Below are 23018 nucleotides of genomic sequence, written 5' to 3' on the forward strand. Positions count from 1 at the left end.
TATGAGTTACAAAAAACTAAGTCTTGATTTTTTGACGTCTAAAAAAATGAGTTATTGGATATAGTATAATACCTAATAGTGTTGTTAATAGATTTCCTTTTTTAATCCTTTTAAATTCTAATGTAGATTTTATATAATTAAAGATGAAAACAATATAAGATATAGCGCTAATTTGTATTCCAGAATTGGCAAATTGAGGTAATTTATTGTTTTTAAATACAAAGTATAAAACGAATAATATAAAAGCAATACTAAAGAAAATTAGACTTAATTTTGATAGTATGTTGTAATTAGAATGGTCTTCAATATTAGAGGTATCAACACTAGAAGTATCAATAGTAGAAGTGTTTTTTAGTTTTTTAGAAGCCTTTTTGTCTTGCTTTGCAATATGTAAATCTTTTTCTATGTTTTTCTTTTCAATAAAATACAATGCGATGTATATTGGAAAACCAAATAAAGCATATATAATACCATTTATATTACTGTCTTTATCTAAATGTTTATATAAGTTAGATTGCTTTGAAAAGGCTTTTACTAAAGCAAAAATGAATACTATTTGCATAACAATTCCAAATACAAATAGAATATTACCTATTGTTGGAAATTTATTATTTTTTAAAATACTACCAACAATAACACAAATAAAAGCAATGACATATAAAACTAATGCTAATTTGGAATCCTCATCATAGGCTTGTTTAAGTCTTAAAGCGTCTTCATATTTATGATTGACTAAGTTTCCTGTTAATTTTAGATTTTGTTCTGTTATTCCTCGTTTGTTTAAAATGGATAAAGCGCTATTTTTATGCTCGATTGTCTTATTATACTGTCTATAATTTTTCTGAAGATCAATTAATTGGTTATTGTCTAATCCGTTTAATTGTTGAAATGCTTCAGAAGTTTCAGCAAGACCATTAGCTCCTGCTAATACAGGTTTTTTCTTTAAGCCAAATAGTTTTTTTAATGGATCTAGTACACCATCTGTTTCAAACAATCCTTTGTCTGCTGTTGCTCTACTGGTTAAATAGATGCTTAAAGGAAATAATATCAAGGTAGAAAACCATGCAGAGAGGACAGGGTTTAATGTTCCGTTTTTAGCGCTATTTTCTGCAAATAGACCAATAAAATGGTAACTTAAAAATAATACAATTGCAATAACCATTGGTAGACCTAGACCTCCTTTTTTAATTAAAGCACCTAAAGGAGCTCCAATAAAAAATAAAATAATACAGGCAATTGCTAATGCAAACTTTTTATGAAGTTGTATACCATGTTTAAAAATCCAAGAATTTTTTCCTTCTAATCCTTTCTTTTTAGATTTTATAATTTGCTGTGTACTATTTATGCTATTTATGGCATAGTCTAACACTTGAATTTTACGTTTGGTCTTAAAGACATCTAAAATTTCGCCATTATAAGTAGTGTCTTTTTTAGTTTTTACATTTAAGTTAAGTGTCCCTAAATTTGTTCTACTTAATAAAGCAGTAGAAAACTCTTCAATAGTTTCAGTTCTTTGGGTTTTTAAGGAGTCTATGGTATAGTTTAATTCTGTTACATTAAGCATGGTGTACTTGTTGTCTACATTTTTTTCGTCTAAATCAATATTATTTAATTCGGACAAATCAATATTCATGACATGCTTTTTAAACTCTGTTTTTACAAATGGTTTTTTGTTACGTTCTGCAGTTTTTTTAGGCATAACGTCTTCATAATAATAACCATCAAATAAGATTAATTTTAGTGTATTAGAATTTTCTTTACTAGCCAGCTCTCCATGATCTGCTACAATCACTATATTATTACCAGAATACTTGTTACCATTTTTTTTGTGTATGGTTATATTTTCTAAAAGTTTTCCGTTTTCACCAGATTTTTTCTCTACTTTAATATTAAAGGATTCTCCAATATCATTAAATTGTCCTTCAGCAATAGCCATAGCTGGCTTTACTTTAGCAATATTTTTTCTTAGGTTATGACTGTTATATTCTGCCCAAGGAATTATATTGTTACTAAAAAAGAAGGTCAAGATAGATAACCCAACTATAAAAATCCCTAAACCTGACATAGCACGTTGTAGTGATATACCAGTAGATTTCATTGCTGCAAACTCGTAGTTTTCTGCAAAATTACCAAATACCATTATTGAAGCTAATAGTATGGTAAGCGGTAAAATTAAAGGAATTAGAGTAGGAGTAATGTACATTAAAAACTTAAAGACCGTAATCATATCAAGGTCTTTTCCAGCTAATTCTTTAATATATAGCCATATAGCTTGTAAAACAAAAATCAGCATGAGTATAACAAACACGCTGATAAAAGTTTTAAGATATGTAGTTAGTATGTACCTATCTAATATTTTCACTTAGGATTAATCCAATTTATTAATGTAGTAGTCTTCGTATTTACTTTCGTCAAAGGTAAATAAGGTTTTTGATAAAGGCTCATTTGTTTTAAAAGAATTAACAGTTAAAGTTGTTTTTGTACTGTTTTTTCCTATTTCAATTAATCTATAAATGTGCTTCGTTTTGGTATCTATTCCTAATAAAACATATTTAATCTCTGAGTTTGAGTCTATTGGAATTAATTTTACAAACTGAATTTTTCTACCACTTACATCTTGTACAATATCCATATCATAGGTAAACCCTTCTTTATAAAAAGATAACATTTTACTAGGTGTAATTGTGCTTTCATCTTCATCACTACCACTAGATACAGTTACTTCTTCGTCTTCAGGACTGATGCTATAAATTTTTGTACCATCATAAATACGTGTAATACCTAAAATATTTAATCGGTATTTGTCGTCTTCCATGACCACATCTCCTTTAGTTTCTTGTTTAATGTTTTCTTCTGTGTTTTCTAACACATATTTAAAGTCTATGGATATATTATCATAGCTTGTTGCTTTTACAGAGACTTCGTCTAATAATGTTTTTGCTTCATCACTGTTTTGAGCGATAGCGTTAAAACTAAAAGTGATACTTAAAAATAGGATAACTAATTTTTTCATTGTATTAATTTTCATTTGATAATAATTGATCTAAAGCAACCAAATCTGGTACTAACACTTGTCTTGCTTTACTACCTTCAAAACCACCTACAATTCCTGCTGCTTCTAATTGGTCTATGATACGACCAGCACGATTGTAACCTAATTTTAATTTACGTTGTAGTAAAGACGCAGACCCTTGTTGTGCTGTAACAATAATTTCGGCAGCGTTTTTAAACAGAGCATCTCTGTCTGATATATCTATATCAAGACTTGTGCCACTTTCTTCTCCAACATATTCTGGTAATAGGTAAGCGTCTGGATATGCTTTTTGTGCACCAATAAAATCAACAATCTTTTCTACTTCTGGTGTGTCCACAAATGCACATTGTACACGTATCATATCATTACCTTGTGTGTATAGCATATCACCACGACCAATTAATTGATCTGCTCCTCCAGCATCTAAAATGGTTCTAGAATCTATTTTACTAGATACTCTAAAGGCTATTCTTGCTGGGAAGTTGGCTTTAATAATACCTGTAATTACGTTTACAGATGGACGTTGTGTTGCAATAATTAAATGAATACCAATTGCACGTGCTAATTGTGCTAATCGTGCTACTGGTGTTTCTACTTCCTTACCAGCTGTCATTATTAAATCTGCAAACTCATCAACTACCAAAACGATATATGGTAAAAATGCATGACCATCATTTGGATTTAATTTACGTGCTTTAAACTTGGTATTATATTCTACTATGTTACGACATAATGCGTTTTTAAGCATCTCGTAACGGTTGTCCATTTCTATACACAGCGAGTTTAAAGTATGGATTACCTTAGTGTTATCTGTTATAATAGCTTCAGCTTCATCTGGAAGTTTAGCTAAATAGTGTCTTTCTATTTTATTAAATAGAGTTAATTCTACTTTTTTAGGATCTACTAAAACAAATTTGACTTCAGCTGGATGTTTCTTATATAATAAAGAGGTTAATACAGCATTTAAACCAACAGATTTACCTTGACCCGTTGCTCCAGCCATTAATAAGTGAGGCATTTTAGCTAAGTCAATAACTAAAGTCTCATTACTAATAGTTTTACCAATTGCTATTGGTAAATGCATTTCTGAATTCTGAAATTTTTGCGACGCTATTACAGATCGCATTGATACTATTGTCGAGTTTTTATTTGGGACTTCAATACCAATGGTTCCTTTTCCAGGAATTGGAGCAATTATCCTAATTCCTAAAGCAGATAATGATAAAGCTATATCGTCCTCTAAATTTTTAATTTTTGAAATTCGGACACCAGCTTCTGGTACAATTTCGTAAAGTGTAACTGTTGGACCTATTGTAGCTTTAATACTAGCTATACCAATTTTATAATTGTTTAATGTTTCAACAATTTTGTTTTTGTTTTCTTCTAATTCTTCTTGATTTATGGTAACACCTTCGTTATCGTACTTTTTAAGTAAGTCTAAGGTTGGGAATTTATAATTTCCTAATTCTAAAGTAGGATCAAACTGTCCAAAGTCTTCCACTAATTTATTTGCTAAGTTGTCTGTTTCAGACAATTCTTCTTTTACAGCTTCAACTTCAATTTCTACTTTTGGTTCTTCAATTTCTATTTTATGCGAAATTGTTTCCGTTTTAGGAGTTACTACAGTTTTCTCAGTAGTTTTAAGCTCTATTTCTAATTCTTTTGAATCGTCAATTTTTGAATGATTACTAATTGTAGGCTTAACATCTTTGTCAACTTTAAAAGCTGTTTTTATTGCTTCAGCTTCGTCTGAATGCGCATTGTCAACTGGTACAAAGTCCTCTTTAAAGTCGTCTTTAATATCATTTTTAGCTTTTTTAAATATCGAAGCTATGCGTTGAGGCGTAAATTTAAATCGGATAGCTAAATAGCTAATAAATGCAAACGCTAATAAAAAGATGGTTCCTATTTTACCAATATAATCTTGAAAAAAACTATTAATTTCAAAACCAATAACACCACTTAAACTATCATTTTTATAAGTAAAAAAACCAAAAAATATGGACAGCCAAATAATAACTAAAAGTCCCCAAAACCAATGTTTGCGTAATTTTACTTTACTTAAATCCATTAAAACATAGATTCCGGAAAGGAATGTTAATCCAGAAAAAATAAACGACGCTATACCAAAACCTCGTTGTATAAACAAATCGCTTAACCAAGCACCAAGTTTACTTAACCAGTTATTAGTTTTTACGTCTCTAGAAGCAAACTCAGATAATGTGCTTTGATCTGCTTTTCCTGTAAATAAAAAGGATAAAAAAGCAATAAAAAACAATACACCTAAAATAATTAAAAAGCTACCTAACACTAGTTTTTGTTGACTACTCAACTTAAAACTAGGTGTTTTTAGGCTAATTTTCTTTTTGGTTTTAGTCTGTTTTTTTGCTTTCGCCATTATTGGGTTTTAGTTTGTGTAAAAATACAAATAGTTAACGTTTATCCTAATGGATAATTGTTTAAAATAGCTTTGGAATATAAATTATCAATCCTATTATAGAAGCTGCTATTGAAGCTATAAAGACTGCTCCAGCTGCAACATCTTTTATAAAACCAATTTTTGTGTGATGTTCTGGATGTATAAAATCAGCAATAGCTTCTATTGCTGTGTTGACACCTTCAATACTCATCACTAATCCAATAGCAAAGCATTGCATGATCCATTCTGTTGCACTAATATTTAAATAAAAACCTAAACCAGTAACAATTAAAGCAATTACAAATTGTATTTTAATACTAGCTTCTGTTTTTAAAAGTAGCATCATGCCTTTAAAAGCGTAGCCAACACTTTTTAAACGGTTGATAATAAAAGGTTCTTTTTTACTCATCAAAAGGGTTATGATTGTTCTTTTAAAGTTTGGTATTAATTTAATCTTTTACTCGTTTTAAAAAATTGTCAATTCTAGTGAGTTTTACGATTGTAAATGAGTAAAATTTGTATCGTGATTAAGAGTTTTAATTAAAAAAGTTCTAGATACTATTTTTCGTGCCTCAAAATCACTCGAACTGACTTTTTAGTATTACAAAGCCTCGAAAGAGGCTTTGTAATTTAATTTAATAATTATTTCAAAGCTTCTAAAGACGCTTTGTAATTTGGCTCGTCAGCAATTTCAGGAACTTGTTCTGTGTATTGTACAATTCCGTTTTCGTCAATAACTACAACACATCTAGAGTGTAATGTCTCTAAAGGTTCAGTTGTAAAATCAAGACCATAGTCTTTACTAAACGCATTAGTTTTATAATCCGAAAGATTTTCAACATTCTCTAATCCTTCTGCACCACAAAAACGTGCTTGTGCAAATGGTAAATCTCTAGAGATACATAATACTGTAGTGTTTTCCATATCTGCAGCAACTTTGTTAAACTCGCGTACAGAAGCAGCACAAGTACCTGTGTCTATACTCGGAAAAATATTTAATACCACTTTTTGTCCTTTATAATCAGATAATGATTTAGTAGACAAATCTGTTGCTGTTAAAGTAAAATTTGGAGCTTTTTCTCCTATTTTTGGTAAGGTTCCAGAAGTTTCTACTGGATTTCCTCCTAATGTTATTGATGCCATATTTTGTTGTTTTTATGAAAGCTAAAAATAGACATTAAACTTAAATTAAAAGCTTAAGATTATATTAATTTAACACATTAAAAATAGATATTAATTATTGATTGATTAGCTTGTGATAATTAAAAACTATTAAAAAATAAGGATAATCAATTTTACAAATGTATAATCAAAGCTTTAAATGGTTAATTTTATAGACATAAACTAATAAAACAAAATAATATGGATCATAATAGTAACGGAAGTGCAGACCAATGTCCATTTTTAAGTGGAACACAAAAAAAGCCAGCAGGAGGAGGAACCAGTAATAGAGATTGGTGGCCTAACGAATTGAAATTAAATATTTTGCGTCAGAATGGCTCAAAATCCAACCCAATGGGAGACGATTTTAATTATGCTGAAGCTTTTAATAGTGTTAATTATAACCAACTTAAAAAAGATGTCACTGCTTTAATGACAGAGTCACAAGATTGGTGGCCTGCAGATTATGGACATTATGGACCATTTATGATTAGAATGGCTTGGCATAGTGCAGGAACCTACAGAGTTGGTGATGGTCGTGGTGGAGCAGGTTCTGGTACACAACGTTTTGCACCACTTAACAGTTGGCCAGATAATGGTAACTTAGATAAAGCACGTTTATTATTATGGCCTGTTAAACAGAAATACGGAAACAAAATCTCTTGGGCAGATTTAATGATTTTGGCAGGAAACTGTGCATTAGAGTCTATGGGATTTCCAACCTTTGGATTTGCTGGTGGACGTGAAGATGTTTGGGAACCAGAACAAGATATTTATTGGGGAAGTGAAACAGGATGGTTAGATAATGACGACCGTTATGATACTAGTGATGGCGATTTAGAAGGTCATTTAGGTGCTGTTCATATGGGATTAATATATGTAAATCCAGAAGGTCCAAATGGAGAACCTGATCCATTAAAATCTGCACATGATATTAAAATTACCTTTGGTCGTATGGCTATGAATGATGAAGAAACCGTTGCACTTGTTGCTGGAGGACATACTTTTGGTAAAGCACATGGAGCAGCAGATCCTGATAAATATGTTGGTAAAGAACCACATGGTGCACCAATTGAAGAAATGAGTACAGGTTGGAAAAACAGCTTTGGTACTGGTGTTTTAGACGATACCATTACCAGTGGAATAGAAGGTGCATGGACACCAAATCCAACACGTTGGGACAACGAGTATTTTGATGTGTTATTAAACTACGATTGGGAATTAACTAAAAGTCCAGCAGGTGCACACCAATGGACACCTACAGCAGCTTCAAACGCTAAAATGGCTCCAAAAGCAGGTGATGCTAATGGAACACAAACTATAATGATGACCACTGCTGATATGGCTTTAAAAAAGGATCCTACGTATTTAGAGATTTCTAAACGCTTCCATAAAGATCATAAAGCTTTTGAAGACGCTTTTGCACGTGCTTGGTACAAATTAACACATCGCGATTTAGGACCTGTTTCTCGTTATTTAGGACCAGAAGTGCCTAAAGAAGAACTGATTTGGCAAGATCCAATACCTAGTGTAAATTATACATTAAGTGCTACAGATATTTCAACATTAAAAACGCTTATTTTAGAGTCTGGATTAACCATATCGCAATTAGTTACTACAGCTTGGGCTTCTGCATCAACCTATAGAGATTCTGATAAAAGAGGAGGAGCCAATGGTGCACGCATACGTTTAGAACCTCAAAACCGTTGGGAAGTAAATAACCCAATGGAGTTAAATAATGTTTTAAATGAATTAGAATTTATTCAGAATAAGTTTAGCGGAAACGTGTCTATTGCAGATTTAATTGTTTTAGGCGGAAATGTTGGTGTTGAGCAAGCTGCTAAAAATGCAGGACACACTATTACTGTACCGTTTATGGATGGTAGAGGAGATGCTACACAAGAACAAACAGACTTAGAGTCTTTTGGATATTTAGAACCTCTAGCTGATGGTTTTAGAAATTATATGAACCCAAAACTTAACGTTGCTGCTGAAGATTTATTAGTTGATAAAGCCAACTTGCTAACGTTGTCTATTCCAGAAATGACAGTTCTTGTTGGTGGTTTACGTGTTTTAGGTGCTAATTACGATGGTTCTAAACATGGCGTGTTTACAGATAATGTAGGACATTTAACTAACGATTTCTTTACAAACGTTCTAGACTTTGCTTTAACTTGGAAAGAAGCCACTAGCGAAGAAAAAGAATTTATAGGAAGAGATAGAAGAACAAACGCTATGAAATTTTCTGGTACAAGAGCCGATTTAATTTTTGGTTCTAATACAGAATTAAGAGCAGTCTCTGAAGTGTATGGTGCAAACGATGGACAAGACAAGTTTGTAACAGATTTTGTTGCTGCTTGGACTAAAGTGATGAACTTAGATCGTTTTGATATATAATCAATAACGATTAATAGTATTAAAAAAAGGAGTGCTTTTATAAGCGCTCCTTTTTTGTTTGGGTTATCTTGGAATGGGTAATTTTTTTAACTTAGTTTTTTTCGAAGAAGTGATCATAAATTGTTTTCAATTCATCAACTTCTTTTTTATTAATCCCTTTGTTTTTAGTTCCTTCATGTGCTAATTGATTTCTATATGAATTAAAATAAGAAATCCATTTAAGAAGCTCAGGTTTTCTGTTGCCTATTCCAATATCTATTGCAAAAGTTTCTTCAAAGGTTATGTAATTGTCAAATATTGGTTCGGGTTTTTTAGTCCAATATTTTTCAATTAAAACTTTATAATCTGTTATACTAAACATTTCTGTCCATTCTACTCTTTTCTTTATTCCGTCTTTGTAATTTTTTTTGTTTTCAGCATTAGCTCTAAGTTGACAAGCTGATTGAATTGTTTCAATTTCTAATTCCCAATTATCTTCAAATAGAATTTTAAGATTTTTAAGAATCCTTTTTTTCATAAACCTTTCAACTTCTTTAATATATTTTCTTCCGTCACTTTGATAGACTTCATTTTGACGTTCTTTCCAATCAATCAATTCTGGTGGATTATAATTTGGATAAGCGTTATTTACAAATGACTGAAAATATCGTAACCATTTAGTGTCAGCCCCAGCACCTAAAAGTGTTAGTTGCTTATTTTCTTCTTCTATTGATAATTTACTAAGACTATCAAATAAACTTTTTAAATACGGTTTGATTTTTTCAAAACGATCTAGTGATTTTGTCTCTTTCGATAAATTATTTTTACCAGTTTCAAACTTATTTAAATCTCCTATTAATGATATAAATGCAAAAGTTCCTCTATTTGATACAATAAAATATTTATCTCGATTATAAATTTCAGGATACGTTTGTTCAACATAATCATAACAATGAATTATAAAATCGACAATTTTCTTTTTTGAACGATTCATTTCTTGATTGTGATTTTGGTTGTTGGTATTGTATAAACTACCAATTAAAGAATCTTCATTATATTTATTTCCTTTAGCACTAGGTAAAAGACCTGAATTAGCAAGAGCAGTTGTAAAAGGTTTAAATGTTAATATTGCTTTATCTTCTCCAACAGATATTTTATTAAATAGCGGGCTTGATTCTGAATTACCTAATTTTTTTATAATGGAAGATCTTAATGCTTTTAAACGTGAGTCAGCTCTATCTGAATCCCAATATAAATCTTCTTCTAGATCTAGCCTTAAACTTGGGCTTACTGCCTTTTGGTTTTGGTTAATATCCATAAATATTTCAAGTTGCTCTATGGAGTCAAGACCATTAAAAGCAACAACAGGAATTGTATTTGATTCTACATATTCAGAATTTGCATATCCATAAACCCTATGTTGACCATCAATTATGTATGCAATGCCATAAGCGTTTGGGATTTTTAACATTCCTGTTCTTGAATTTGAGCTTCCACTTTTTGAATGTGGCTCAAATTTTATTTTATTCTTTTTATTATTAAAGTTTATGATTATAGAATTTGGGAAATATCCACCATCATCAATATACTTTGTAATTCCTTTTAAACGACTTGGAACTAATAATCGTTGATATGTTGGGAATTCAGATTCATTAGCTCTTGTTCTATGTAAAATAAATCCCATTTTTAATAATAAAGATGGTTCTATCGAAAACATAAAATAATCTTTATTTCCCATTTTTCCATTAACAGCAGGGATTTCAATTTTATTTAAGTTTATAGTTTCATTTTTAAAAACTAATCCTAAAAATTGATAAAGAGATGCATTCTTGTAATTTTTTATAAGATTATTAACGTAATCATATGTGTTATTGTTGTAGTAAAAAGTATTTGTGTTTTCTAACCTTTTTAAATCTTCACTATCTACGTTAATTCTTAAGTTTCTTGTAGCAAAAATGAATTTAATTTTTTTATCAGTTCCAAAAATTTGTTTAAGAGATTTTATAAATCCCTCCATTCTATGTTCTAAAACGTCAAATTCATCTTTATAAGAAGGTGCTTTTTTTAACTTGACACTTGCTTTACATTCAACTAGTAAAATTGTTTCACCATTTACTGCAATGATATCAATTTGTTTTTTATCTTCTTCGTTTTTAGAAAAAGGTAAAACAAAGTTTTCATCAAAGTTTAGGGTTCTATAGCCTAAATTGTATAGTTGACACCAAATATCATCTTCAAATTTTTTTGAATGAATTTTAGGTTTTCTAATTTTAGTTTTAGTTTTTAAAGGCTTTCCTTCTGTTTCCCAACCTTCTTTTAAATATCCATCAACCAATGAGTGATCAATACTTAAATGTTGATATTCACTTTTTTTTGCTTTATATAATTTGCCTAATCTAGAAGCATCACTTACAAGTTTTTCTTTAATTTCATCAACTTGAATCTGTTTTAAAAATGCCATAAATTATAAAATGTTTGTAAATAAATATTCTGAATACTTTCCTCTTTTCGCACCTTTACCACCAATAACACTTGCTCTTGATATTTCTAATAGTGTATCTGAATCATCAAAGATCTCTTTTACTTTTTTATGTGCAGCATTTGTTAAAATATAAAATGCACCTTTGTTTTTTATCTCTTGGATCATTTCAGCAAGTTTATATTGATCTTCTAGAGAGAATATTTTTTGATTGTATTGAACAAATCCGTTTGAATTATGGGTAATTGTATATGGAGGATCTAGAAATACCAGATCTCCTTTTTCAATATTATCAATTGTATTTGAAAAATCAGAATGAGTGATTTGAGTGTTTTTTAATGCAGAGCTTACGCAAATAATATTTTCAAAATCAAAATTATAGTTACTTCTGTTTCCGAAAGGGACATTATATTTTCCGCTTAAATTCACTCTAAAAATCCCATTAAAAGACATTTGGTTTAGATAAATAAATTGAGCAGATTTTTTAAATAGATCTGTATAATTCCTTTTTCTTATTTTGTAATATTCTTCCTTTTCTTTTGAAAATTTTTCAAGATGTTTAATTATTTCATTTGGGTTCTCTTTTATTGAATTATATGTTTCAATTAGCCATTCGTTAGAGTCTGAAATAAATGAAACCTTGGGGGAAAATTTAAAAAAAACAGATCCTCCACCAATAAAAGGTTCGTGATAAGCATTGTACTTATCAATATCTATTATTGTTTCAAGTTGTTTTAGTAGCCATCTTTTTCCTCCAGCCCAACGAAGAAATGGTTTTGCTTGTTTTTCTATAATTATAGTTTCTTCTTTCAATTTCTTAATATGTCTTTAACTTTTGTAGTACCAAATTTAGAATAAAATTACTATTGTAGTTAATATGTTAGTTTTTTAATTTAAGATCAATAAATCCATGTATTAATAGTTGTGTTGTAAAAATATGTAATAATTTTTTGATGATAAACAAGCAAAATTTTAATTTTGTTAATTATTTCATTTTGTAACCCCTTCAGCTATAAATATTATTTTTATGAACCACCTTTAGAATTTGAAGAGGAACCTTTTGAATTCCCACTAGTTTTACCTGGAGCATTACTTCTTCCTTTTCCAGATTTATTGCCTGTTTTACTTGGTGCATTTTTCATTCCGCTAGATTTAGCCATAATTATCTATTTTTTAATAATTTAATAATTTTTTTAATTTGTTCAGCACAATGTTTATTTCAAATTGCGTAGAACTATTTATATCGTAACTTTTACAACTAATATTCTTTAAATATGTTAAGTTTATAGTTACTGGTATTCTGTAAGTCAGTATCCAACAAAGCTATACCTTTTCTTACACAAATAAAATACGTAGAACTACGTATTTTTATTTAACTAAAACCAAGTTACAATGGTTTCATCAATCTATGTTACGGGAATCCTCATTTGCTAAAAAAAAGCATAAAAAAAACCACCTTGTTTTCACAAGATGGTGTTATACTAATTTTTCTTTTTCTAATAGTTACTTATCAATAGATCCTAAAACACGTGTCATAAAGTTGTTTACTGCATCCTTTTTGGTTGCACCATCTTTAATCATTTTATTAACTTCAATTGCGCCATACATATTAGAGATTAGCTCTCCAATAACGTCTAGTTCTTCATCTTTTAAAGATGGTACTTCGGTTAAGGCTTCTAGCGTTTCAATGGTTTCGACTATGTAGTCTTCGTCATTGTCTTCTATAAATTGTGCTAAGTGTTTTATTACTGGTAATTTCATAGAGTATCTGTTTTTTTTCATTTCCGCGAAGGCGGAAATCTATTTTATTTACTGCTGTTTCAAAAGCTGTTCTCGATACAATTTTTCGTACCTCAAAATCACTCGAACTGACGTTTTTGTTATTATGCTACTTCGTCCACTAATGCTTTTAATACATCAAATTTGTTAGTCTGTGTTTGGTTTACAAATTTTCCGTCTTTAAAGGTTGCAAAGGTTGGTAGGTTATCTACTGTAGCTAATTGTCTAGATTCTGGAAACTTTTCTGCATCTGCAATAACAAACGTAATATTGTCAAACTCGCTAGCTAATTTTTTAACCTTTGGTTTCATAATACGACAGTTACCACACCATGTTGCAGAGTATTGTACTACAACCGTATTGTTAGCAGCAATAATTTCGGCTAGATTATCTTGACTTAATTCTTGTATCATGATAACTTAGTTTACGTGTGCAGCTAAATACTCAGCAGTTCCTGCTCTGTTAGCAGACATTGCATCTTTACCTTCTTCCCAGTTTGCAGGACAAACTTCTCCTTTTTCTTGTACGTGTGTTAATGCATCGATAATACGTAAAAACTCGTTTACGTTTCTACCAATTGGCATGTTGTTTACACCTTCGTGTTGTACAACACCATCTTCGTCAATAACGTAAGTTGCTCTGTAAGTTACATTGTCTCCATCTACAGTTACAACACCTGTGTCTTCGTTGTACTTTTCGTTAGAGATATCTAAAATTCCTAAAGTAGAGGCTAGGTTACGGTTAGAATCTGCTAAAATTGGGTACGTTACACCTTCAATACCACCATTATCTTTTGGTGTGTTTAACCATGCAAAGTGTACTTCTGGAGTATCGCAAGAGGCACCAATAACGATTGTGTTACGTTTTTCAAATTCTGCTTTAGCAGCTTCAAAAGCGTGTAATTCTGTTGGGCAAACAAAAGTAAAATCTTTTGGGTACCAGAATAAAAGTACTTTTTTCTTGTTGTTTTTTGCTTCTTCAAGAACGTTTAATTTAAAGGTGTCACCCATTTCGTTCATTGCGTCTACGTTTAAATCTGGAAACTGTTTTCCTACTATTGCCATTATTTTAAAATTTTATAATTATTGTTTTGTTTTTTAAGAGTGCAAATATACAGTTGAACAGCAATAAAAAAAGTCTAATAAAATTTTAAAATTTTATTAGACTATAGGCTTTTATTATAGTAAAAAGCTAAAGTGATAATTTACAGTTATTTAGCTTTTAATTGTCTTATTTTAATATTAAGTGCAGCGAAGAATAATGTTGTAAAAGGACTTAACCAATTAAAAATAGCGTACACAAAGTATTCTGCAACACCAACACCTAACACACCAGATTGGTATGCTCCACAGGTATTCCATGGTATTAAAACAGAGGTTACAGTTCCAGAGTCTTCCAAGGTACGACTTAAGTTCTCTGGAGCTAACCCTTTATCTTCGTATGCTTTTTTAAACATTTTACCAGGAATTACTAATGCTAAGTATTGGTCACTTGCAATAGCGTTTAAACCTAAACAACTTGCTACTGTAGCAGCAAATAAACCAAATACTGTGGTTGCTAATTTTAATAGTTCTTTTGTGATCCTTGATAAGGCACCAATAGCGTCCATAATACCACCAAATACCATTGCACAGCAAATTAAAAGGATAGTCCAAAGCATTCCGTTCATTCCTCCAGCACTAAACAGTTTTTTTAACCTTTTAATAGTAATTAGCTTATCTAAATTTTCCGCTTTAGTTTGGATGACTGCTTTGTCTTTATAGTCTGGTGCTAAGAATTCTTTTAAGCTTTCTATTGTATGAGATCCTTTTAAAACGTCATCTGAAAATAGATTTTTAAGATCTTCGTTACTATTAATTTTTTCTATATCTGATGTTGATAAAACTGAAAGGTACTTTGTATTATCAATCTCTATGTTTGTATCTGTTAAAACAGATGTTATTACCGTTTTGCTAGAAGAGTCTGTTATTGACTCTATAAGTTTAGGCTGAAAAATAAACGCGAATATAGCTGCAAGTACAACACCAGAAACTAATGCTACTAATGGTTTAACTTTTAAAAGTATTAACACAACAACAGCTACAGGAACTAAGAAAAGTAAAGGTGTAATATTAAAATATTTATCAATCGTTTCTAAAATAAAAGAAGTGTCAGAACTACCAGTTGATTCAATAGTAAAACTCATAATAGAAAAAGCAATAATTGTAATGATAATTGTTGGTACAGTAGTAATGCTCATGTATTTGATATGAGTAAATAAATCTGTTCCAGCCATAGCAGGAGCAAGGTTAGTGGTGTCACTTAAAGGCGACATTTTATCTCCAAAATATGCACCAGAGATTACAGCACCTGCAATCATTCCTGGATTTATACCTAAAGCACTTCCAATACCAATTAAGGCAATACCAACGGTTGCAGAAGTAGTCCAAGAACTTCCTGTTGCAATAGATATAATAGCACAAATAACAACAGAAGCAGGTAAAAATATTTCTGGACTTAATACTTGTAAACCATAATATACCATTGCTGGAATAACACCACTAATAAGCCATGTGCCTGCTAAAGCACCAACCAAAAAAAGAATCATAATTGGGACAAAGACACTTTTTAGGTTTTCCCAAATTTCTTTAATCATACCATTAATAGAAACTTTATTATAAAACCCAACAATAGCAGCAATCGCACCAGCAATTAATAAAATATATTGATTAGAATAACCTCCTAACGCTTCTCCATCTGCAAAAAATATATTGTAAGCTAACATACACATTAAAAGGACTACAGGTATTAAGGCTTCCCAAATGTTTAACTCTTTATTATCTATAATTTTTTGGTCTTGGATATTGATTTCAGAAAGATTGTCGTCTTGCATAGTTGTCGTTAGTTTTTTAAGAGATGTAATGTTACGATTTTACTAGATGTTATGCAAATTCAATTTCAGGTTGTAACTTAGCCAATTATATGGATTCACTTACTCAGATTGTACTTGGAGCTGCTTGTGGAGAAGCTGTTTTAGGAAAGAAAATAGGAAATAAAGCCTTGCTTTTTGGAGCAATAGGAGGTACTATTCCAGATTTAGATGTTTTTATTGGAAACCTTTTATATGGTAATAAAATTGATGCTATGCTGTTTCATAGAGGATTCATGCATTCTATTTTGTTTTCAATTCTGGCTGCTTTTATAGTTGGTTGGCTTGTATTTAAATTATATAATTCTGGAAAAAGGAAACACACAACCACTGTAAATAATTGGATTAGTTTGTTTTTTTGGTCGCTATTTACGCATCCTATTTTAGATTGTTTTACACCTTACGGAACACAATTATTTGCACCTTTTAGCAATTATCGTGTCGCCTTTAACAATATAGCTGTAGTCGATCCAATTTATACCTTACCATTTTTGGTTTGTATGATTGTTTTAATGTTTTTTAAAAGACAAAATCCTAAGCGTAAAAAATGGTTAAAGTTAGGTATTGGAATAAGCTCTGTATATATGCTGTTTACCATAGGTAATAAACTATATGTAGATTCAGTTTTTAAAAAATCTTTAGTAAGTCAAAACATTGATGCTTCTAGATTTAGTACACAACCCACTATTTTTAATAATGTTTTATGGTATGGTATTGCAGAAACAGATACGACTTATCATGTGGCTTACTATTCTTTGTTTGATAAAGACAACCGTTTTTCTGATTGGCAATCCTTACCTAAGCAACGCGATTTAAAACCTTCTGATTACAAAGGTATAAAAGACTTAGCTTGGTTTAGTAATCAATATTATAGTGTTTATAAAAGTGAAAACAACACTTATCATTATAACGATTTAAGATACCCAATAATTAATCAAGATGGCTCAAACACGTCTGTGTTTAGTTTGAAGTTGTTTAAAGATAAAACACGATTAGATATGGCACCTTTTACACCAAAAAAAGACGTTTTTAAATCTGTTTTGTCTACAATGTTAGAGCGTGCAAAAGGGAAGTAATATCTTTAAAAGAAACTAATTATTTTATTAAGTAAAAAAGCCTAAACGTATTAGTTTAGGCTTTTTATCTATTTGATAAGTTGAAAAATTAAATAACATTTAACTGTTCCATGCAAGTTTTCATCATTTGGTAAGTACGTTCAATATCTGCATCTAACCCTATAGAGAATCTAATTAATCCATCGCTTAAACCCATTTCTGCTTGTTCATCTTCAGGGATTTCAGAAGAAGTAGAACTTCCAGGAGCAGAGAATAATGTTTTATAAAAACCTAAACTAACTGCTAAATAGCCAAGGTTTTTTTCTTGCATCAACTCCATTAAAGCATTTGCTTTATCTAATGATCCAACATCAATGGTAAGCATACCTCCAAAACCGTATTTATCATTCATCATAGATTTAAACAAGCTATGAGATGGATGCGATGCTAAACCTGGATATACTGTTTTTAAACCTAACGCTTCAAATTTTTCGGCTAAATAAGTAGCATTTAGACTATGTTGTTGCATTCTAATATGTAATGTTCTAAGGTTTTTTAAAACAGAAGCAGATCGCAAACTATCCATTGTACTACCTAATAACATACATGCTCCATCGTTTACATTTCGTAAATCATTAATAAACTCTTGCGTACCACAAACAACACCTCCAACAGTATCGCTAGATCCATTAATAAATTTTGTTAAACTGTGTATTACTATATCTGCACCTAATTGCACTGGTGAAATTGATAATGGCGAAAACGTATTATCAACCACTAATTTTAAATTATGTTTTTTAGCAATTTTTGCTAAACCTTTTAAATCTGCAACTTCTAGTAGAGGATTACTAACAGATTCGCAAAAAATAATTTTTGTATTAGGAGTTATTGAAGCTTCCACAACATCTAATTTTGTAATATCTACAAAAGAAGTTTTTATATTAAAACGTGGTGTAAAGTTTTTTAAAAAAGCATAGGTTCCTCCATAAATAGTCCTACTAGAAACAACGTGATCTCCTGCTCCACAAAGTTGCATGATTACAGGTGTAATGGCTCCCATTCCGGAAGCTGTAACATTTGCAGTTTCTGTACCTTCCATAGCTGCAAGTGCTTCGCCTAAATAAAGGTTGGAAGGCGTAGAGTGTCTAGAATATAGGTAACAACCATCTGCATTACCTTCAAAGGTATCAAACATGGTTTTTGCTGATAAAAATGTGTAAGTTGAAGAGTCTGATATTGAAGGGTTTACACCTCCAAATTCTCCAAAGTATTGTAAATCCTGAATGTTATTTGCTGGTTTAAATTTCATAATTGTCGTTTAATTGATTACACCAAATATCATCATTATTAGATTAATAATCAATAGATGTTTAATTATTAGGAATATAAAACTAGTTTTGTTTTAAATAGTAGATTTAAATTAATTATATTTGATTTTAATTCAATTAAACTGAAAATTTTTCCATTATGAATTTTGATGCAATAGACAGAAAACTCCTTCAATTATTACAAAACGACAGTAAACAAACCAATAAAGAACTTTCAGGTAAATTAAATTTATCGGTTACAGCAGTTTTTGAACGTATTAAAAAACTAGAAAATAATGGTGTAATAAATAAGTATGTTGCTTTAGTTAAAAAAGAAAAGATTGATAAAAGTTTTGTTGCTTTTTGCCACATTAAACTATCACAGCACAAACAAGAGTATGTGGTGCAATTTGAAAAAGATGTAGCTAATTTAACTGAAGTTTTAGAGTGTCATCACATTAGTGGAGACTATGACTATATATTAAAAGTTATGGTAAAAGATATGGAAGCTTTTAGAGAGTTTATGGTCACAAAATTAACAAATATCAACCATATTGGTAGTACACATAGTATGTTTGTAATTAGCGAAGTTAAAAGTACAACTGCCATTCCTGTGTAGTCAAGCAAAGTAACGCATTTGTTTTATTTTTTTTAATGGCACATTATTTGTTTTCATTTTAAAATTATTTAAGCACTAAACAAAGCAACCATTTCTTTCTTTTTTGCGTCTATATAAATATAAACATCAATTTAAAATCGCTATTATATGAAAAAACTATTTAGTTACCTTAGTGTTATATTATTGTTAGCTTCTTGCTCTAGTATAGAGAAGTACAATTTACAAGTCACAAAATTACATCCTGTAGAAGATTTACAGGACGATATTGATAAAGTTTACACACAACTAAAACGTAACCATCCACGTTTATACCAATTTACACCAAAAGAAACTTTAGACTTTAAATTTGACAGCTTAAAAAAAGCGATTACTACACCAATGGACAGTCGTACGTTTTACAAACAATTGGCAACGGTTACAAAATATGTTGGTCAAGGTCATATGTCTGTATCTCCTCCAAGTAAGCAATTTCATAAAAAAGAAAGGAAGAAACTTAGAGCAATGCGATTTGATATTACTAATTTAGATTTTGAATATCTAGATAACAAGTTATTTATAGCTAATGCAATTGGAAAAGATTCTATTTTAAAAAATGCTGAGGTTATAAAAGTTGAAGACGAAACACCAGAGGATTTAATTAAAGATTACAAAAAGCTAATAGCTTCAGATGGTTATAATACCACTCTACATAATAGAGTTGTTGGTAAACGTTTTATGCGTTTTTATGTTTATGATAAAGGACGTTTTGATAGTATATCATTAACATTAAAAAATGACGATTCTACTTTTGTAAAAAAGTATAAAAGAAGGTTAGCAAAAGATTCTATTCAGATAAAAAGAGATTCTATTAAAAGAGATTCTATCAAAATAGCAAATGCAAGTAAATCTAAAGCTGTACTTAAAGCAGAAAAAAAAGCTAGAAAAGCAAAATTTAAAGCAAAGAAAAAATTCAATAGTAAATATGGCTTTCAACCAGTAAAGTTTATGCCAGAAGTAAAGGTGTATAATAGAAATTTAGATTTTGTCGGTAAGGATAGTGTTATAGCTTTAATGAAAATAAGAAGCTTTCAAGATGGACGATACAAATGGTTTTATGATGATGTTTTTAAAACATTAGATTCTTTAAAAACAGAAACATTAATTATTGATTTAAGAGATAATTTTGGAGGTCGTCTAGCCGAAATCGACTATTTATACTCCTACTTAACAGATGTAAATTATACATTTTTAAATAAAAGTGAACTTAACACTCGATTTCCAATATTAAAAATGTTAATGAGTAATTCAAACACTATAGCAACTAAAGCTATTGCAGGAATTTTATCACCAGGTTTAGCAGTAATAGATGTTTTAAGGGTAAGTAAAAAAGATAAAAAACTGATGTATAGGTTTAAATCTGCTAAAGAGCAAGAGCCTAAAGAATTGAATTTTAAAGGTAAAATTTATGTTTTAATTAATGGTAATTCTTTTTCTGCATCTTCAGTTATATCTTCTAAATTGCATGGTGATAAACGAGCAACCTTTGTAGGAGAAGAGACTGGTGGAGCATACAATGGGACTGTTGCAGGAATGTATAAAACATACGAATTACCAAACACAAAAATACAAGCAAGAATTGGGTTAATGCATATGGATACCTCATACAAAAACAATCCAGATGGTTATGGAGTAAAACCAGATATAGAGATACTGCCTACTTATCAAGATCGTTTAAACAATGTTGATCCAGAATTAAATTGGATTTTAGAAGACATAGAAGGGAAAAAGTAAAGTTGTATTATTGTATTCTAAAAATTTAAATTTATGATACGAAACCTAGCTTTTGTCTTTTTATTTATTAGTACAATTTGTGCCTCACAAGAAGACAGTAAACCATCTTATTTTGGTATTAAACTAGGAGGAAATAACTCTAATATTTCAGGAGACTTTTCAGAGGAGTATAATTCTAGGTTTTCTTTTCATTTTGGAGTAACAGGAGAGATTATGATTAATAACAAACTTAATCTAGCTCCAGAAATACTATTTTCTTCTATAGGAGCAGAAAATGTCATTTTAAATTATATTTCTGTACCAATAAGTTTTAGGTATTATCCTGTATCTAATTTTTATTTAGAGGCTGGACCACAAGCTGCATATTCCTTAGGTGCAGTAAAAACTGTTGGTTCTTCTAGTTTTTACAATGATATTACAAACGTCAATCAAACAGATTTTGGTTTTAATTTAGGTTTTGGTTTTAAAACAGATACTAGATTTTTAATTGGTTTACGTTATTATTTTGGATTAAGTAATTTAATTGAAGACCAAGAATTTGTAAACTATAAAAATCATAATAGAGTATTTCAGTTTTCTTTTGCTTATTTATTTAAAAATTAGCAACAAGTCTTTGGTACAGAATAATTCAAAATCGTACTTTTGTAATACTTAAAACAGATATTAAATTCCACGAAAGCGAAAAAATAAAATTTATGAGTAAATACGATGTAGCAATTATAGGTTCAGGTCCTGGTGGATATGTAGCAGCAATCCGTTGCGCACAATTAGGAATGAAAACTGCAATAATCGAAAAATATTCAACTTTAGGTGGTACTTGCCTTAATGTTGGATGTATCCCAAGTAAAGCCCTTTTAGCATCTTCGCATCATTATGAAGAAGCAACTAAACATTTTGAAGAACACGGAATTGAAATCCCTGGAGAAATCAAAGTAAATTTAGAAAAGATGATTGGTCGTAAGCAAGCAGTTGTAGATCAAACTACTGGTGGAATTGACTTTTTAATGAAAAAAAACAACATTGATGTTTTTACAGGAGTTGGTAGCTTTAAAGATGCCACTCATATTACTATAAAAGGTGAAAAAACGACCGAAATTGAAGCAAAAAACACCATTATTGCTACAGGTAGTAAACCTTCAAACTTACCTTTTATTACTTTAGATAAAGAGCGTATAATAACATCTACCGAAGCTTTAAAACTAAAAGAAATCCCTAAACACATGATTGTGATTGGTGGAGGAGTTATTGGTTTAGAGCTTGGTCAAGTATACAGACGTTTAGGTGCAGAAGTTACTGTTATTGAGTATATGGACAGAATATTGCCAACAATGGATAAAGCATTGTCTAAAGAACTAAACAAGGTCTTTAAAAAGGCTAAATGTAAAATGATGCTTTCTCATAAAGTACAATCTGTTGAAAGAAATGGAGATGAAGTTGTTGTTAAAGCAGAAAATAAAAAAGGAGAGGTTGTAGAGTTTAAAGGAGACTATTGTTTAGTATCTGTTGGACGTAAACCTTATACTGATGGATTAAATGCTGAAGCTGCTGGAGTAAAACTAACAGACAGAGGTCAAGTAGAAGTAAACGAGCATTTACAAACTAATGTTAGTAATATTTATGCAATTGGTGATGTTGTAAAAGGTGCAATGTTAGCGCATAAAGCTGAAGAAGAAGGTGTGTTTGTTGCCGAAACGTTAGCAGGACAAAAACCACATATTGACTATAACTTAATTCCAGGTGTTGTTTACACATGGCCAGAAGTTGCAGCAGTAGGAAAAACAGAAGAAGAATTAATAGAAGCTGGAGCAGATTATAAAGTAGGACAATTTCCGTTTAGAGCTTTAGGTCGTGCAAGAGCAGGAGGAGATATTGATGGATTTGTAAAAATCCTTGCAGATAAAACAACTGATGAAGTTTTAGGAGTACACATGATTGGTGCACGTTGTGCAGATTTAATTGCAGAAGCAGTTGTAGCTATGGAGTTTAGAGCATCTGCTGAAGACATATCACGTATGTCACACGCACATCCAACATTTGCAGAAGCGGTAAAAGAAGCTGCTTTAGCAGCAACTGATGATCGTGCTTTGCATGTGTAATTAAATTCCTTTGAA

General features: G+C 30.5%; 19 protein-coding genes. 6 read left to right on the forward strand and 13 right to left on the reverse strand.

Annotated elements, in window-relative coordinates; all coding sequences use genetic code 11:
- Nucleotides 1-16 precede the first annotated feature (16 nt).
- The 5 genes from SJY17_RS10785 to tpx all read right to left on the reverse strand — a co-directional run bounded on the left by SJY17_RS10785 (nucleotide 17) and on the right by tpx (nucleotide 6596).
- Nucleotides 17-2362: an LptF/LptG family permease gene (locus SJY17_RS10785; RefSeq protein ID WP_397362565.1), complete on the reverse strand. Its 2346-nt coding sequence runs from the start codon at nucleotides 2360-2362 to the stop codon at nucleotides 17-19.
- Nucleotides 2363-2368: 6 nt separating this feature from the next.
- Entirely contained in the window at nucleotides 2369-3013 is a 645-nt protein-coding gene (locus SJY17_RS10790; protein WP_397362566.1) for an outer membrane lipoprotein carrier protein LolA, read from the reverse strand.
- Nucleotides 3014-3017: 4 nt separating this feature from the next.
- On the reverse strand, nucleotides 3018-5432 hold the full coding sequence (locus SJY17_RS10795; protein WP_397362567.1) for a DNA translocase FtsK: 2415 nt from the start codon (nucleotides 5430-5432) through the stop codon (nucleotides 3018-3020).
- Nucleotides 5433-5493: 61 nt separating this feature from the next.
- On the reverse strand, nucleotides 5494-5862 hold the full coding sequence (locus SJY17_RS10800) for a diacylglycerol kinase (RefSeq protein ID WP_397362568.1): 369 nt from the start codon (nucleotides 5860-5862) through the stop codon (nucleotides 5494-5496).
- Nucleotides 5863-6095: 233 nt separating this feature from the next.
- On the reverse strand, nucleotides 6096-6596 hold the full coding sequence (gene tpx, locus SJY17_RS10805) for a thiol peroxidase (protein ID WP_397362569.1): 501 nt from the start codon (nucleotides 6594-6596) through the stop codon (nucleotides 6096-6098).
- Nucleotides 6597-6815: 219 nt separating this feature from the next.
- Between tpx and katG the strand changes: the two genes are divergently transcribed.
- Complete coding sequence (gene katG, locus SJY17_RS10810) at nucleotides 6816-9011, forward strand: catalase/peroxidase HPI (RefSeq protein ID WP_397362570.1); 2196 nt, start codon at nucleotides 6816-6818, stop codon at nucleotides 9009-9011.
- A 91-nt stretch (nucleotides 9012-9102) separates the two neighbouring features.
- On the opposite strand, the gene SJY17_RS10815 is transcribed toward katG, so the two are convergent.
- From SJY17_RS10815 to SJY17_RS10845, 7 genes are all read right to left on the reverse strand, one after another.
- Nucleotides 9103-11451: a DGQHR domain-containing protein gene (locus tag SJY17_RS10815; protein WP_397362571.1), complete on the reverse strand. Its 2349-nt coding sequence runs from the start codon at nucleotides 11449-11451 to the stop codon at nucleotides 9103-9105.
- A 3-nt stretch (nucleotides 11452-11454) separates the two neighbouring features.
- Nucleotides 11455-12282 carry a DNA adenine methylase gene (locus SJY17_RS10820; RefSeq protein ID WP_397362572.1) on the reverse strand — a complete coding sequence of 276 codons (828 nt, stop codon included), beginning with the start codon at nucleotides 12280-12282 and terminating at the stop codon, nucleotides 11455-11457.
- 212 nt (nucleotides 12283-12494) lie between these two features.
- Nucleotides 12495-12629 carry a hypothetical protein gene (locus SJY17_RS10825; protein ID WP_397362573.1) on the reverse strand — a complete coding sequence of 45 codons (135 nt, stop codon included), beginning with the start codon at nucleotides 12627-12629 and terminating at the stop codon, nucleotides 12495-12497.
- Between the two features lie 343 nt (nucleotides 12630-12972).
- The gene (locus tag SJY17_RS10830) at nucleotides 12973-13230 is read right to left on the reverse strand and encodes a DUF6952 family protein (RefSeq protein ID WP_397362574.1); all 258 of its coding nucleotides are present in this window, start codon (nucleotides 13228-13230) and stop codon (nucleotides 12973-12975) included.
- Between the two features lie 122 nt (nucleotides 13231-13352).
- Entirely contained in the window at nucleotides 13353-13661 is a 309-nt protein-coding gene (locus SJY17_RS10835; protein WP_397362575.1) for a thioredoxin family protein, read from the reverse strand.
- A 6-nt stretch (nucleotides 13662-13667) separates the two neighbouring features.
- On the reverse strand, nucleotides 13668-14312 hold the full coding sequence (locus SJY17_RS10840; RefSeq protein WP_397362576.1) for a peroxiredoxin: 645 nt from the start codon (nucleotides 14310-14312) through the stop codon (nucleotides 13668-13670).
- Between the two features lie 146 nt (nucleotides 14313-14458).
- Nucleotides 14459-16120: a Na+/H+ antiporter NhaC family protein gene (locus tag SJY17_RS10845; protein ID WP_397362577.1), complete on the reverse strand. Its 1662-nt coding sequence runs from the start codon at nucleotides 16118-16120 to the stop codon at nucleotides 14459-14461.
- 89 nt (nucleotides 16121-16209) lie between these two features.
- Here SJY17_RS10845 and SJY17_RS10850 point away from each other — a divergent pair, with 89 nt between their 5' ends.
- Nucleotides 16210-17232 carry a metal-dependent hydrolase gene (locus SJY17_RS10850; RefSeq protein ID WP_397362578.1) on the forward strand — a complete coding sequence of 341 codons (1023 nt, stop codon included), beginning with the start codon at nucleotides 16210-16212 and terminating at the stop codon, nucleotides 17230-17232.
- A gap of 88 nt (nucleotides 17233-17320) precedes the next feature.
- Here SJY17_RS10850 and SJY17_RS10855 read toward each other — a convergent pair whose 3' ends face one another.
- Entirely contained in the window at nucleotides 17321-18520 is a 1200-nt protein-coding gene (locus tag SJY17_RS10855) for an aminotransferase class I/II-fold pyridoxal phosphate-dependent enzyme (protein WP_397362579.1), read from the reverse strand.
- Nucleotides 18521-18678: 158 nt separating this feature from the next.
- Between SJY17_RS10855 and SJY17_RS10860 the strand changes: the two genes are divergently transcribed.
- The 4 genes from SJY17_RS10860 to lpdA all read left to right on the forward strand — a co-directional run bounded on the left by SJY17_RS10860 (nucleotide 18679) and on the right by lpdA (nucleotide 23003).
- Nucleotides 18679-19137, forward strand: coding sequence for an Lrp/AsnC family transcriptional regulator (locus SJY17_RS10860; protein ID WP_397362580.1), 459 nt, complete (start codon nucleotides 18679-18681; stop codon nucleotides 19135-19137).
- 147 nt (nucleotides 19138-19284) lie between these two features.
- Nucleotides 19285-20907, forward strand: coding sequence for a S41 family peptidase (locus SJY17_RS10865; RefSeq protein ID WP_397362581.1), 1623 nt, complete (start codon nucleotides 19285-19287; stop codon nucleotides 20905-20907).
- 33 nt (nucleotides 20908-20940) lie between these two features.
- On the forward strand, nucleotides 20941-21510 hold the full coding sequence (locus SJY17_RS10870; RefSeq protein ID WP_397362582.1) for a porin family protein: 570 nt from the start codon (nucleotides 20941-20943) through the stop codon (nucleotides 21508-21510).
- A 92-nt stretch (nucleotides 21511-21602) separates the two neighbouring features.
- Nucleotides 21603-23003, forward strand: coding sequence for a dihydrolipoyl dehydrogenase (gene lpdA, locus SJY17_RS10875; RefSeq protein WP_397362583.1), 1401 nt, complete (start codon nucleotides 21603-21605; stop codon nucleotides 23001-23003).
- The last annotated feature ends 15 nt before the right edge of the window (nucleotides 23004-23018 follow it).

This window comes from Olleya sp. R77988, assembly GCF_044594215.1.
GTDB lineage: Bacteria > Bacteroidota > Bacteroidia > Flavobacteriales > Flavobacteriaceae > Olleya.

What these genes read in the sequence shown, in the direction of transcription:
- SJY17_RS10790 (WP_397362566.1), bottom strand. Translation starts at nt 3,013, where the DNA reads ATGAAAAAATTAGTTATCCTATTTTTAAGTATCACTTTTAGTTTTAAC.
- SJY17_RS10795 (WP_397362567.1), bottom strand. Translation starts at nt 5,432, where the DNA reads ATGGCGAAAGCAAAAAAACAGACTAAAACCAAAAAGAAAATTAGCCTA.
- SJY17_RS10800 (WP_397362568.1), bottom strand. Translation starts at nt 5,862, where the DNA reads ATGAGTAAAAAAGAACCTTTTATTATCAACCGTTTAAAAAGTGTTGGC.
- tpx (WP_397362569.1), bottom strand. Translation starts at nt 6,596, where the DNA reads ATGGCATCAATAACATTAGGAGGAAATCCAGTAGAAACTTCTGGAACC.
- katG (WP_397362570.1), top strand. Translation starts at nt 6,816, where the DNA reads ATGGATCATAATAGTAACGGAAGTGCAGACCAATGTCCATTTTTAAGT.
- SJY17_RS10815 (WP_397362571.1), bottom strand. Translation starts at nt 11,451, where the DNA reads ATGGCATTTTTAAAACAGATTCAAGTTGATGAAATTAAAGAAAAACTT.
- SJY17_RS10825 (WP_397362573.1), bottom strand. Translation starts at nt 12,629, where the DNA reads ATGGCTAAATCTAGCGGAATGAAAAATGCACCAAGTAAAACAGGCAAT.
- SJY17_RS10830 (WP_397362574.1), bottom strand. Translation starts at nt 13,230, where the DNA reads ATGAAATTACCAGTAATAAAACACTTAGCACAATTTATAGAAGACAAT.
- SJY17_RS10835 (WP_397362575.1), bottom strand. Translation starts at nt 13,661, where the DNA reads ATGATACAAGAATTAAGTCAAGATAATCTAGCCGAAATTATTGCTGCT.
- SJY17_RS10840 (WP_397362576.1), bottom strand. Translation starts at nt 14,312, where the DNA reads ATGGCAATAGTAGGAAAACAGTTTCCAGATTTAAACGTAGACGCAATG.
- SJY17_RS10845 (WP_397362577.1), bottom strand. Translation starts at nt 16,120, where the DNA reads ATGCAAGACGACAATCTTTCTGAAATCAATATCCAAGACCAAAAAATT.
- SJY17_RS10850 (WP_397362578.1), top strand. Translation starts at nt 16,210, where the DNA reads ATGGATTCACTTACTCAGATTGTACTTGGAGCTGCTTGTGGAGAAGCT.
- SJY17_RS10855 (WP_397362579.1), bottom strand. Translation starts at nt 18,520, where the DNA reads ATGAAATTTAAACCAGCAAATAACATTCAGGATTTACAATACTTTGGA.
- SJY17_RS10860 (WP_397362580.1), top strand. Translation starts at nt 18,679, where the DNA reads ATGAATTTTGATGCAATAGACAGAAAACTCCTTCAATTATTACAAAAC.
- SJY17_RS10865 (WP_397362581.1), top strand. Translation starts at nt 19,285, where the DNA reads ATGAAAAAACTATTTAGTTACCTTAGTGTTATATTATTGTTAGCTTCT.
- SJY17_RS10870 (WP_397362582.1), top strand. Translation starts at nt 20,941, where the DNA reads ATGATACGAAACCTAGCTTTTGTCTTTTTATTTATTAGTACAATTTGT.
- lpdA (WP_397362583.1), top strand. Translation starts at nt 21,603, where the DNA reads ATGAGTAAATACGATGTAGCAATTATAGGTTCAGGTCCTGGTGGATAT.